We start from the raw sequence: 12,273 nt of genomic DNA on the forward strand, positions 1-12,273 counted from the left end.
TCAGAACGCGCAGCGGCTGTCGCGCTGGTCGAAGCCGAGGGTGTCGAGGTTGTTGGTCGGGTGCAGGAAGCCCGCGATCGGGGCGCGCTCGATCACGGCGTTGTGGGTGGCGAGCAGCACGGGCTGACGCAGCTGGTTGTCCCACGGGCGGAAGCCCAGGCGGTTGCCCTTGAAGCCGTCGAGCGTGATCTCCTCGCCCTTGAGGTATTTCGCGACCGTGGCGAAGGGAGCGTTCTGCGTGCGCACGACCGCCTCGACCACCGCCTTCACCGCGATCCATGCGGCCCAGTCGGGGTCGGCCATCTTGCGCCCGGCGTGCTTTTCCAGGCGACTGTTGAGTTGCGGCGCGCCGTGGCGCTCCCACGCCCACGACCAGGCCGCGGCGGCGAGGCCTTCGCTGCCCACCACCGGGCGTGCGCGCACCGTGCGGTAGGGGACGCTGCGCGCGAACTCGCCGTCCGTGTCGGCGACGAAGATGACGTCGTGATCACTGCCGGCGGTGAGCAGCGCGACGTTGCCCTGGTCGCGCTGGCGCGGGTCGTTGGAGAGCACGAAGGGGCGACGCTCGACGAGCTTCACGCCGAAGCGCTTCGCGGCACGGTCGAAGGCCTCCGCCATGAGCTTGTCCTCGGGGCGCGGGCCTTCGAGCATGAGGACGTTCCTCCACTTCTTCGACACCAGGTACTGCGCGAGCGCGTCCATGCGCATCGCGTCGTTGGGCAGGGTGTGCAGGAGGTTCGGCTGGCACTGCGCCTGGCGCAGCGCATCGTCGGGTGCGGAAACGTTGAAGAGCAGCAGCTCCCTGCCCCGCACCGCCTTCGCGACCTCGGCCACCACCGCACCGGGGGCATCGAGCAGGAAATAGCGCACGCCTTCCTTGTTGAGTTTGTCGATCGCTGCTGCGAGCGCCTTGGCGTCGGCGCCCGTGACGCGTTCGAGCGCGAACTCGGCGCCCACCGCCTGGCCGACGAAGCGCGCTTCGCGCAACGCGACCTCGGCGCCAGCGAAGGGCCGGCCGAGGGGCTGCGCGAGGCCGCGGAAGAAGAGCTTCGTCTCGTCGTAGCGCGCATCGCTCTCCAGCTCGAGGTGAGCGAGGCGCACGCTGGTGGCGGCAAAGGCCGAGGCGGTCAAGGCGAGCGCGGTGACGCCGAGGCTCACCCGCAGGAGTCGTCCAAAGTTCATGCGCATGGGGCCGCCCTCAATCGTCGATCACCACCGTGTGCGGCACGCGCCCGACCGGCACCGAACGCAGCACCTTGCGGCTCTTGGTGTCGACGATGGAGATGTCGTCCGAAAGACCGTTGGCGACGAACAGGAGGCTGCCGTCGCGATTGAGCGTGGCTCCCCACGCACGGTTGCCCACCAGCACGTAGTTCTCGACCTTGCGGCTGGCGACATCGACCACGGCGATGTGGTTGGCGCGCCCGAGCGTGACGTAGGCGGTCTTGCCGTCGCCCGTCATCGCGATGCCGACCGGGGTGACGTCGTCGGCGCGAAAGCCCTTGGGCGTGAAGGCGACGGTGGCCTTGACCGCGTTCGTTGCACCGTCGAGCACCGTGACCTTGCCGCCCAGCTCGCTCGTGACCCACACCTCGGCGCCGTCGGGCGTCATCGCGAAGCGGCGCGGGCGGTTGGCAACGACGACGTTGGCGAGGATCTTGTGCGTTGCCGTATCGATGACGTGGACCATGTTGGCGACCTCGGAGGTCGCATACACGCGCTTGCCGTCCGGCGACAGGCGCACGCCCTCGGGCTCCTCGCCGACCTCGATGCGGGCGACGGCCTTCTTCGTCGCGACGTCGATCACGGATACCTGCGCGTCCTCCTCGTTCGAGACGTAAAGGCGCTTGCCGTCGGGCGAGAGGTCGAACATTTCGGGATCCTCGCCGACGGGGATGCTGTGCGCCACCTTGAGCTGCGCGATGTCGATGACGTCGACACGGTTGGCCTTGCTGGCGATCACATAGAGCTGGCTGCGGTCGGGCGCGAGACGCATGTCGCGCGGGCGCTGGCCGGTGGCGATGGTCTTGACGACCTGCCAGCTCTTGCTGTCGAGCACGGTCACGGCGTGGTCGTTCTCGCTGCTGACGAAGACGTAGCCGGTGCCTTTGGCGGCGGCGGTGGTAGCCGCGAGCGCGAGGACAGCGGCGGCGATGAGTCGGGTGCGGGGGGTGCGGGGGATCAAGCGGGGTCTCCTCTCGGGGTGGTTTCTGGTTCTTGTGGTCGATGAGGGCGGCAGAAGCGTTCAGTCGCTGCGTTCGCCCCCCGTCATGTGCAGGAAGGCGTCGGCGAGCGTCGCGGTACCGGCCTGGGCGGCGAGCTCTTGCGGGCGCCCCTCGGCGAGGATCTGGCCGCGGTGCAGCACGACGACGCGGTCGGCCGCTTCGGCCTCGTCGACGAGGTGGGTCGCCCACAGCACGGCCACCCCACGGTCGCGCAGCGCGAGCACTTCGTCGAGGAGTTGGCGGCGCGAGGCCGGGTCGAGACCGACGGTGGCCTCATCCATGAGCAGCACTGCGGGTTCGTGCACGAGGGCGCGCGCGAGCTCGACCTTGCGCCGGTTGCCGCCGGAGAGTTCGCGCACGGGGTCGCCTGCGCGCTCGGTGAGGCCGAGGCGGGCCAGCGCGTCGGCGACGCGTTCGCGTGCGTGGCGCCCGCCGAGACCGTGCAGCGCGGCGTGGAACTTGAGGTTCGCGGCGACGCCCAGGTCGAGGTCGAGCGTGCTCTGCTGGAACACCACGCCCAGGTGCGCGAGCGCCGCGACCGGCGCCTTGCGGATGTCGTGGCCGCACACGACGAGCCGCCCGGAGTCGGCGTTGAAGAGGCCGGTCAGGAGCTGGAACAGCGTGCTCTTGCCCGCACCGTTGGGGCCCAGCAGCGCGACGAACTCGCCGCGGCGCACGGCGAGCGTGACGCCGCGCAGGGCTTCCCGCGCGCCGTAGGACTTGCGCACGTCGGCGAGCTCGAGCGCGGCGCCCGCCTGCGTCGCATTGCGGCTCACGGGAGAGGCGTCGAGGGTGGCATTCATGCGCTCATTCATCCTTGATCTCGTCCGGGTCGCTGGTGAGCCCCGCGAGGAGCTCAGGGTGCCGGGCAAGAAGCTCGGCGTGCAGCGCCTGCACGGCGGCACCATCCGGGGCGCGTGGACGTGCGAGCGCGAGGGGGAGTTCGAGCACGACACGCCCGGGCGCGGCCGAGAGGAAGCAGATGCGGTCGGCGAGCGCGAGCGCCTCGCGCAGGTCGTGGGTGACGAAGAGCACGGTCGCACGCGAGCGCTGCCACTGTTCGACCAGCATCGCGCGCAGGCGATTGGCAGTGGGCACATCGAGCGAGACGAAGGGCTCGTCCATCAGCAGCAGCTTCGGTTCGATCACGAAGGCGCGCGCGAGGGCGACGCGCCGCTGCATGCCGCCGGAGAGGCGCCCGGGGTAGGCGTCGAGCACGTCGGCGAGGCCCATCGCGACGAGGAGTTCGCGCGCGCGCTGGCGCGTCGCGGGGCTCGCGTCGGTGACGAGCAGCACGTTCTCGAGCACGGTGAGCCAGGGCATCAGGCGCGGCTCCTGGAACATGAAGCCGATGTCGTGGGCGGTGTCGGCGCCGGCGAGGCACACGCGGCCCTCGACGTCGCGATCGAGCCCGCCGACGACGTTGAGCAGCGTGCTCTTGCCGCAGCCCGAGGGGCCCACCACGCACACGAACTCGCCCGGCGCGGCCGTGAGCTTGAGCCCGGCGAGCGCCAGATGCGGGGCCCCGGCGCGGTCGGGATAGGTCTTGCGGTCGATGGCGATGTCGAGCATTCAGGATCTCCAGCGCGTGAGCCGCCGTTCGAGCGGACGCAGCCCGGCCGCCTCGACGACGAGCACGACTGCGGCGAACACGAGCGTGTAGGCGAGGATGCCTGCGATGTCGAAGAGCTGGAAGAACATGTTGAGCTGGAATCCGACTCCGTTGCTGCGCCCGAGAAGCTCGACGACGAGGACGATCTTCCAGATGAGCGACAGCCCCGAGCGCGCGGCTGCCATCAGGTAGGGATAGAGCTGGGGCAGATAGACGTGGGTGAAGGTGCGCAGCCGCGGCAGACGGTAGGCGTGGGCGACCTGCATCAGGCGGGCATCGATGGCGCGCGCGCCTTCGCGCACGGTGACGACGACGGTGGGGATCTTGTTGAGCGCCACGGCAACGATCGCGGCGGCGTCGTTCAGCCCGAACCACACGTAGCACAGGATGATGGTGACGAGCGCGGGGATGTTGAGCCCGAGCACGAGCCAGCCGTCGAGCAGCGCATCGAGCCGGCGCCAGCGCCCCATGGCGATGCCGATCGCGGCACCGAGGGCCATCGCCAGCCCGAAGGCGACGGCGACGCGCGCGAGCGTGATGGCCAGGTGCGTGGGTAGTGCGAGCGAGGAGGTCTCGGCGGCGATGCGCGCGAAAACGGCGGCCGGTGGGGGCAGCGTCTGGCTGGCAAAAAGCGTTGCTGCGAGCTGCCACAGCACAAGGAAGGCGGCGAGTGAAACCGCACGCAACCACCCTTCGCCCTGCGGGCCGTGGCGTTTCATCGCTCGCCTGAGCGGCGCGGCCGGCAGCGGCCAGGAAGCGGATTCATCGGCACCGGCCTTCATCAGCGCGGGGCGCCCGTGCGCCAGAAGGTGCCGGGGGGCAAGGCCGTGGCGGCGCCGACGAGCTCAGCTCCACCCTCCTGCGCGAGGATCGCGAACACGCGCCGCGCAGTACGCTCAGCGTGCGCGACGTCCTCGCCGGGAATGCCTGCGCGGAAACCGTCGCGCAAGGCCGCGAGCGTCGCGTCGTCCTCGGCGCGCGTGAGCGGGCGCAGCTCCTCCCACACCGTGTCGGAGGTCTGCATGTGGCGCCGCGCCTGCGCGCCCGCCCGCAGGAAGCCTTCGAAGGCCGCGCGGTTCTTCGCCGCCCATTCGTCACGGAACACCCAGCCGATCATCGGCAACTCGCCATCGACGCCGAGCCCCTTGAGGACCTCGTCGAGGGACAGGAGCTCGCGCATCCCCGCCGCGCGCAGACGCGCCGAGAAGTGCCAGAAGTTCATCACCGCCGGAAGCTCCCCCTTGAGCATCAGCGCGTTGAGCAGCGGCGGTGCGCCGAAGTCGGGTTTCACCAGCGTCGCGGCGTCCTCGCCGACGGTCTTGCGCGCATAGGCACGCAGCAAGAGCCAGCTCTTGTCGAGCGCACCACCGGCGACCCCCAGGCGCTGCCCGCGCAGGTCGGCGAGCGTGCGCACATTTGCATCCGGTCGCACCATGATGCCGCCCACGGCGCGCGAGTACGGCACGAAGGCGAAGTCGCGCCCTTCGGCGCGCTGGCGCGCGACCCAGATCCAGTCATTCACGATGAGGTCCACCGCCCCGCCCTGCAGCGCGACGTTCGCCGCGTCCTTCTGCGCGAGCGGCACCACCTCGATGCGCACGCCCTCGCGTTCGGCAAAGCCCTGGCGCTTCATCACCTCGAGCTCCCAGCTCACGGTGCCGTACTGCAGCACGCCGATGCGGATCACGGCCGGATCGGCGGCGCCGAGCGGGGCGATCAGGCAGGCGAAGAGCGCAGCGGCCGCAAGGCACGCACGCGTGAAGTGGCGCAGCATCGAAGTGTCTCCATCGTTCTTGTGTTGCCATCTGCCGGATCGAGCCGGCCGAGGTCGTAGTACCAATGCAGGATTCGATCCAGCAATGCGTCACCGGTTCGCATTCGCCCCCACGCCGATTCACCTGCTCCACGATGGAACACCTGCTCCATTTCGGAACACCCGGTGGAGAGCCGCATGTCACGGACCGTTGAAGCGGCCCGGACACGTCCTTCAAGCATAGAGCATGATCAGGCGGCCTTTGCGAGCTGATCCAGTTCCTCGTCCGTAAATAGGCGCGAGCGAGTGAGGAAGGTAAGCCCTTCCGGCCCCTCGAGCGAGAACATCCCGCCGCGACCTTCGACGACATCGATGATCAGCTGCGTATGCTGCCAATATTCATACTGGGCGCGGCTGATGTAGAAGGGACTGCCGCCGATCTCGCCGAGCAGGATGTCGGCAGGACCGGTCAGGAACTCCGCGCGCAGATAGCACATCGGCGCGCTGCCGTCGCAGCAGCCGCCCGACTGGTGGAACATCACCGGGCCGTGCTTCGTGATGAGACGTGCGATGAGTTCTTCGGCACTTTCGGTGGCGATGACACGCTGGACCATGACTGACTCCTTGCACGCCGCGACGCGGCGAAAAAAACGGGCGGCCTGGGCCGCCCGTGAATCTCCACCGCTGTAGACGGAAGAGAGGGAGAGAAGAACACCATGAGCAAGACGGGCGTTTGGATGCGCCCGACCGGCCTCGCGCCCGGAAGGACGCGAGCGCGAGACCTTGGCAACGCGCTCAGAAGAATCCGAGCGCGTTGGGGCTGTAGCTCACCAGCAGGTTCTTGGTCTGCTGGTAGTGGTCGAGCATCATCCTGTGGGTCTCGCGACCGATGCCCGACTGCTTGTAGCCGCCGAACGCGGCGTGCGCGGGGTACAGGTGGTAGCAGTTGGTCCACACACGGCCGGCCTTGATGCCGCGGCCCATGCGGTAGGCGCGGCTGCCGTCGCGCGACCACACGCCGGCGCCCAGGCCGTAGAGCGTGTCGTTGGCGATGGAGAGCGCCTCGGCCTCATCCTTGAAGGTCGTCACCGACAGCACCGGCCCGAAGATTTCCTCCTGGAAGATGCGCATCTTGTTGTGGCCCTTGAACACCGTCGGCTTGATGTAGAAGCCTTCCGCGATGTCACCGCCGAAGCGTGCCGCCTCGCCGCCGGTCAGGAGCTGCGCGCCCTCCTGCTTGCCGAGATCGATGTAGGACATGATCTTCTGCATCTGCTCGGTCGAGGCTTGCGCGCCGATCATCGTCTCGGTGTCGAGCGGGTTGCCCTGCTTGATCGCCTTCACGCGGGCGAGCGCGCGGTCCATGAAGCGGTCGTAGATCGACTCGTGGATCAGCGCACGCGACGGGCAGGTGCACACTTCGCCCTGGTTCAGCGCGAACAGCACGAAGCCTTCGATCGCCTTGTCGAAGAACTCGTCGTCGGCCGCGGCGACATCCTCGAAGAACACGTTGGGCGACTTGCCGCCAAGTTCCAGCGTCACCGGGATGATGTTCTGCGACGCGGCCTGCATGATCAGGCGGCCGGTGGTGGTCGAGCCGGTAAAGGCGATCTTGGCGATGCGGCTGCTGGTCGCGAGCGGCACGCCGGCTTCGCGGCCGAGGCCGTTGACGATGTTGAGCACGCCCGCCGGCAGCAGGTCCGCGATCAGCTCCATCAGCACGAGGATGCCGACCGGGGTCGATTCGGCAGGCTTCAGCACCACGCAGTTGCCCGCGGCAAGCGCCGGCGCGAGCTTCCACGCCGCCATCAGGATCGGGAAGTTCCACGGGATGATCTGGCCCACGACGCCCAGCGGCTCGTGGAAGTGGTAGGCGACGGTGTTGTCGTCGAGTTCGGCGAGCGAGCCTTCCTGCGCGCGGATGCAACCGGCGAAGTAGCGGAAGTGGTCGATCGCGAGCGGGATGTCGGCGGCCATCGTCTCGCGGATCGGCTTGCCGTTGTCGACCGTCTCGGCGTAGGCGACGAGTTCGAGGTTCTCCTCGATGCGGTCGGCGATGCGGGTCAGGATGCGGGCGCGCTCGGCGACGGGGGTGCGGCCCCACTTGTCGGCGGCGGCATGCGCGGCATCCAGCGCGAGCTCGATGTCTTCGGCGCTGGAGCGCGCCACTTCGCAGAACTTGCGCCCGGTGATGGGGGTGATGTTGTCCATGTACTGCCCGCGCACCGGGGCGACCCACTTGCCGCCGATGAAGTTGTCGTAGCGCGTCTTGAACTGGACCTTGGCGCCTGCCTTGCCGGGCATCTCGTAGATCATTGAACTCGTCTCCAGAAGTGTTGGGTGGTCAAAACGCTGTCTCGCGTCGCCATCCCTTCCGCAGGCGGCGTGCCAGCCCCGTCGAATATTCTCGGGGGAGGCGGTTTTCCTTTTGTGCACAAACATTTGCGCCTCAAAACGGGACATTCCGGCGACGCTCCGCAGGCGTGTCCGCCCCTGTCCTCCGCTGCTCAACAAGACAACACCTGTCCCAATGCGGGACAGATGCGCGGGCTCGACGATTCCCTCACTTGCGCGAAACCCCTGGTAGCACGAGGGTTTCAGCTCGAAAGGAATGATTCATGCTTCATCGCACCCCATGATGGCAGCTTCACCCCCGACATCCCGGCCGGAATCCCTCATCGCATCGTGGCAGCGCAGCCGCGAGCACGGGCTGCGGCCGGACGAACCGCTCAACGACACGGCGCTCGCGCCGGGCGAACTCACGGACCGCATCGCGGCAAACAACCGCCTGTTGGCCTTCTCGCGCCCGATGATCGAAGGCCTGTACCGCCAGATCGGCAGCCCGTCCTCCACGGTGCTGCTGGCCGACCGCCAGGGCATGATCCTCAGCGCGCTGGGCCACACGGATTTCCTCGACCGCGCCAGCCGGGTTGCGCTGCGGCCCGGCGTCGACTGGAGCGAGGCCGTGATGGGCACCAACGCGATCGGCACGGCGCTGCACACCGGCACGGTCGTCACCGTTCAGGGCGACCAGCATTACCTCGCGCGCAACCGCATCCTGACCTGCGTCGCGACCCCCATCCTCGCGCCGACCGGCGGCATGCTCGGCATCCTCGATGTGTCGTCGGACGCGCGCGAGAACCTGACCCATGCCGAGGCACTGCTGCGCACCACGGCCGAACTGATCGAACACCGCCTGCTCGAAACGCTGGACGACGGCTTCCTGACCCTGCACTTCCACACACGCCGCGATGCGCTCGCAGATCCCCTGCACGCCCTCGTCGTATTCGACGAAGGCGGCCGGCTCGTCGCTAGCAACCGCAAGGGACGCGGCATGCTCGGGCTGGACGCACGACATCCCGCGACGACCTACGAAGCCTGCTTCGCAACGCCCTGGAGCAGTCTCGTCGCGCTGGCCGCGCAGGCGCCCGACGCCCCCTTCCCGCTCTACGACCTGAAGGGACGCACACTCATCGCGCGTGCCAACTTGCGGACGCGGCGCCGCGCCGACACGGAATCCGGCGCCGGAACCGCCCGCCGCGACGACTCACGCCTGGGTGCGATTGCCCACGGCGACGGACGCATGGCGCGCATCGTTGACACGCTGCGCAACTGCGCGACCGAATGGACACCGCTGCTGATCGAAGGAGAGATGGGGACCGGCAAGGCGCATCTCGTGCGCGCCTTCCATGAAGACCACAAACCGACCGTGGACGCACCGCTGATCGGCATCGACTGCACAGCCCTGCCCGACGGCGAAGCCGCGGCGGCGGAACTCGATCGCGCCTGGGCACAGGCCGCCAACGGCATCCTCTTCCTGGTGGAGATCGACGCCCTGCCCGCCACGCTGCAGGCGCGGCTCTTCGACGCCCACGACGGCAGCCGCGCCCGCGTGATCGGTGCCGCACGGCAGCCGCTCGCCGAGCTGCGCCGCGATGGTCGACTCGACCTGCGCACCTTCGAGGCGTCCGGCGGCCACATCATCAGCCTGCCGCCCCTGCGCGAGCGCGACGACTTCGATGAGCTGGTGCGCCATTTCGTGCGTGAGGCCGGCGGCGGGCGGTCGATCTATGTCTGCCCCGAAGCCCTCGCCCTGCTGCACCGACACCGCTGGCCGGGCAACCTGCGCGAACTGCGCAACCAACTCCGCCTCGTGCTCGCCCTGATGGGCGACGAGGCCAGCCAGCTGTGCCCCGAGGACATCCCGCCGGAATTGTTCGAGAACGCGGCGTGAGCCTCGGCTACTAACCCGACAACCCAATACCGTTCGCCCTAAGCCCTTCGACACGCTCTCAAGAGACAGCTTCCATATGTCATTGCAGACTGCCCAATACCGTTCGGGCTGAGCCTGTCGAAGCCCTGCCGAGACCCCGCCCTTCGACAAGCTCAGGGCGAACGGAGGCTGTTTCTTCGTCTCGCTTTGCCTCGCCGCGGCGGGGATTACTTCGCTCAGGGCGAACGGTGGTATCTGATCGCAGCCCCGACAAGTCAGGCTGGCTGCACCGCCTCGCTGCGCGCCCGGGCGAGCGGCAGCAGCTGGATCGCCATCACACACGCGAAGATCAGCCCGCCGCCCACCAATTGCATCGGCGTGAGCACCTCGCCGACGAAGATGCGCGCAGCGAGTGCAGCAAACAAGGTCTCGCAGCTCAGCAGGATCGCCGCATCGGCCGCGAGCGTGTGGCGTTGCGCGACCACCTGCAGCGTGAATCCCAGGCCGACCGAGAGGATGCCCGCGTAGGCGATCGACGGCAGCGCGCGCTCCAGCGCGTCCAGACTGACGACCTCGGCGTAAAAACCGCTCGCCATGCCCAGCACGCCGCACATCACGAATTGCAGGCACGCGATCGTGATCGGCGCCCCGTGGCGCGCGGCGACCCGTCCGACCATCATCACGTGTGCCGCCCAGAACACCGCGCTCGCGATCACCCACAGGTCGCCCGTCGACAGCGCCGCGAGGCTGCCCCCCCCGAGCAGGAAGGTGCCGCCGAGGCAGCCCGCACTCGCCGGCCACACCGACCAATGCAGGCGCTCGCGCAACAGCAGCGCGCTCGCGACCGGCACCAGCGGCACATACAGGGCTGTGAGGAAACCGGCGTTGCTCACGGAGGTGCCGGCGATGCCGATCTGCTGGAAGGCCGCGCCGAGGAACAGCACCACGCCCAGCACAAGGCCGCCGGCCAGGTCGCGGCCATCCAACCACACGCCGCGCCGCCCGAGGCGGCGCAGCTCGCGCGCGACCAGCGGCAGGATCACCACGGCGCCGAACAGGAAGCGCACGCCGGTGAAGGTGAAGGGCCCCACGTCGCGCATGCCCGTCTGCTGGGCGACGAAGGCCGTTCCCCAGATCAGTGCTGCAACCAGCAGGAGGCCGTTGGCCTGCGCGCGCTTCATTCACCGGCTCCCATACAATTCATCTCGCCGCGATGCGGCCGAGGCGCCTTTATACCCGAGCTGAGGTAGCCGCAGACGGTCGAAAGATGCCGCATTTGAACATATCGACATTCGATCCTGACATTTCGCCAGATTGGTGGTATTTCGCTACAAAATTATCGATTCTGTTTGACGCCCGCATCCTTCAAAGTTCGGCCCTGCAAATCGGCATCGACCAGGGCCGTGAAGCTACGACCGGGCCCGGCGAACCACTCCTCGCCGGACCCGGTCGAACCGAATCCTTAAACCGCCGCGTACGACGCGTGCCCCGGGGCAGACCAAGACCATGACGAATCTCAACGTTAGCCTGATCGGCGTTCCCACCGACGTCGGCGCCGGCACGCGCGGCGCCAGCATGGGCCCCGAGGCCCTGCGCGTGGCGGACATTCACGCGGCGATCGCGGCCTTCGGCGCCGACGTGCGCGACTGCGGCAACCTCGCCGGCCCCACCAACCCCAACCTGCCCGCGGTCGGCGGCTTCCGTCACCTGCAGGAGGTCGCACAGTGGAACGAGATCCTGCACGAGGCCGTTTACGCGGAGCTGCGTGCCGGGCGCCTGCCGGTGATGATGGGCGGCGACCACTGCCTCGCGATCGGCTCGATCAGCGCCGTCGCGCGCCATTGCCGCAGCGTCGGCAAGAAGTTGCGCGTGCTGTGGTTCGATGCGCACGCCGACCTCAACACCGCAACGATGACGCCTTCGGGCAACATCCACGGCATGCCCGTCGCCTGCCTGTGCGGCCACGGCCCGGAAGTGCTGACGCGCATCGGCGGCCACATCCCGGCAATGCTCCCGGCCGAGATCCGCCAGATCGGCATCCGCAGCGTCGACGAGGGCGAGAAGCGCTTCCTGTGCGAACTCGGCGTGGAAGTATTCGACATGCGCTACATCGACGAAGTCGGCATGCGTGCGGTGATGGAACAGGCACTCGCCGGCGTCGACGAAAACACGCACCTGCACGTCAGCCTCGACGTCGATTTCCTCGACCCGACCATCGCACCGGGCGTCGGCACCACCGTGCGCGGCGGTCCCACTTACCGCGAGGCAGAACTGTGCATGGAGATGATCGCCGACACCGAGCAGCTCGCCTCGCTCGACATCGTCGAGCTCAACCCCGCGCTCGACCACCGCAACATGACGGCGGAGCTGGCCGTCGACCTCGTCGAGAGCCTGTTCGGCAAGAGCACGTTGATGCGCATGCACCGGCAGACGCGCGGCAAACGCTGAAGCGGCGGCAGTCTCCAGCCCG

The 12,273-nt window shown here is 68.4% G+C and carries 11 protein-coding genes; 2 read left to right on the plus strand and 9 right to left on the minus strand.

The annotated features are described in order from the left end of the window. The 8 genes from U5817_RS16500 to adh all read right to left on the minus strand — a co-directional run bounded on the left by U5817_RS16500 (position 1) and on the right by adh (position 7,906). Positions 1-1,182: an ABC transporter substrate-binding protein gene (locus tag U5817_RS16500; protein ID WP_407281087.1), complete on the minus strand. Its 1,182-nt coding sequence runs from the start codon at positions 1,180-1,182 to the stop codon at positions 1-3. Positions 1,183-1,198: 16 nt separating this feature from the next. Next, complete coding sequence (locus U5817_RS16505; RefSeq protein WP_407278086.1) at positions 1,199-2,185, minus strand: PQQ-dependent catabolism-associated beta-propeller protein; 987 nt, start codon at positions 2,183-2,185, stop codon at positions 1,199-1,201. Between the two features lie 60 nt (positions 2,186-2,245). Continuing rightward, positions 2,246-3,028 (minus strand): ABC transporter ATP-binding protein, encoded by a 783-nt coding sequence (locus U5817_RS16510; protein WP_407278087.1) that lies wholly within the window; start codon positions 3,026-3,028, stop codon positions 2,246-2,248. 4 nt (positions 3,029-3,032) lie between these two features. Continuing rightward, positions 3,033-3,797, minus strand: a complete 765-nt coding sequence (locus U5817_RS16515; RefSeq protein WP_407278088.1) for an ABC transporter ATP-binding protein — start codon at positions 3,795-3,797, stop codon at positions 3,033-3,035. Further along, on the minus strand, positions 3,798-4,556 hold the full coding sequence (locus U5817_RS16520; protein ID WP_407278089.1) for an ABC transporter permease: 759 nt from the start codon (positions 4,554-4,556) through the stop codon (positions 3,798-3,800). 62 nt (positions 4,557-4,618) lie between these two features. Continuing rightward, a complete protein-coding gene (locus U5817_RS16525) occupies positions 4,619-5,611 on the minus strand; it encodes an ABC transporter substrate-binding protein (protein ID WP_407278090.1) in 993 nt (330 codons plus the stop codon). 230 nt (positions 5,612-5,841) lie between these two features. Further along, on the minus strand, positions 5,842-6,204 hold the full coding sequence (locus tag U5817_RS16530) for a DUF779 domain-containing protein (protein ID WP_407278091.1): 363 nt from the start codon (positions 6,202-6,204) through the stop codon (positions 5,842-5,844). A gap of 181 nt (positions 6,205-6,385) precedes the next feature. Beyond that, the gene (gene adh / locus U5817_RS16535; protein WP_407278092.1) at positions 6,386-7,906 is read right to left on the minus strand and encodes an aldehyde dehydrogenase; all 1,521 of its coding nucleotides are present in this window, start codon (positions 7,904-7,906) and stop codon (positions 6,386-6,388) included. A 322-nt stretch (positions 7,907-8,228) separates the two neighbouring features. Between adh and U5817_RS16540 the strand changes: the two genes are divergently transcribed. Continuing rightward, the gene (locus tag U5817_RS16540; RefSeq protein ID WP_407278093.1) at positions 8,229-9,824 is read left to right on the plus strand and encodes a sigma-54-dependent Fis family transcriptional regulator; all 1,596 of its coding nucleotides are present in this window, start codon (positions 8,229-8,231) and stop codon (positions 9,822-9,824) included. Positions 9,825-10,078: 254 nt separating this feature from the next. On the opposite strand, the gene U5817_RS16545 is transcribed toward U5817_RS16540, so the two are convergent. Further along, a complete protein-coding gene (locus U5817_RS16545; RefSeq protein ID WP_407278094.1) occupies positions 10,079-10,984 on the minus strand; it encodes a DMT family transporter in 906 nt (301 codons plus the stop codon). A gap of 325 nt (positions 10,985-11,309) precedes the next feature. Here U5817_RS16545 and rocF point away from each other — a divergent pair, with 325 nt between their 5' ends. Then, positions 11,310-12,251, plus strand: a complete 942-nt coding sequence (gene rocF, locus U5817_RS16550; protein ID WP_407278095.1) for an arginase — start codon at positions 11,310-11,312, stop codon at positions 12,249-12,251. Positions 12,252-12,273: the final 22 nt, after the last annotated feature.

The sequence above is a fragment of the Aromatoleum evansii genome (genome assembly GCF_045689615.1).
Taxonomy (GTDB): domain Bacteria; phylum Pseudomonadota; class Gammaproteobacteria; order Burkholderiales; family Rhodocyclaceae; genus Aromatoleum; species Aromatoleum evansii.

Excerpts from the sequence above, each read along its gene's own strand:
- U5817_RS16500 (WP_407281087.1), bottom strand. The coding sequence starts at position 1,182 with ATGAACTTTGGACGACTCCTGCGGGTGAGCCTCGGCGTCACCGCGCTC.
- U5817_RS16510 (WP_407278087.1), bottom strand. The coding sequence starts at position 3,028 with ATGAATGCCACCCTCGACGCCTCTCCCGTGAGCCGCAATGCGACGCAG.
- U5817_RS16515 (WP_407278088.1), bottom strand. The coding sequence starts at position 3,797 with ATGCTCGACATCGCCATCGACCGCAAGACCTATCCCGACCGCGCCGGG.
- U5817_RS16520 (WP_407278089.1), bottom strand. The coding sequence starts at position 4,556 with ATGAAACGCCACGGCCCGCAGGGCGAAGGGTGGTTGCGTGCGGTTTCA.
- U5817_RS16525 (WP_407278090.1), bottom strand. The coding sequence starts at position 5,611 with ATGCTGCGCCACTTCACGCGTGCGTGCCTTGCGGCCGCTGCGCTCTTC.
- U5817_RS16530 (WP_407278091.1), bottom strand. The coding sequence starts at position 6,204 with ATGGTCCAGCGTGTCATCGCCACCGAAAGTGCCGAAGAACTCATCGCA.
- adh (WP_407278092.1), bottom strand. The coding sequence starts at position 7,906 with ATGATCTACGAGATGCCCGGCAAGGCAGGCGCCAAGGTCCAGTTCAAG.
- U5817_RS16540 (WP_407278093.1), top strand. The coding sequence starts at position 8,229 with ATGGCAGCTTCACCCCCGACATCCCGGCCGGAATCCCTCATCGCATCG.
- U5817_RS16545 (WP_407278094.1), bottom strand. The coding sequence starts at position 10,984 with ATGAAGCGCGCGCAGGCCAACGGCCTCCTGCTGGTTGCAGCACTGATC.
- rocF (WP_407278095.1), top strand. The coding sequence starts at position 11,310 with ATGACGAATCTCAACGTTAGCCTGATCGGCGTTCCCACCGACGTCGGC.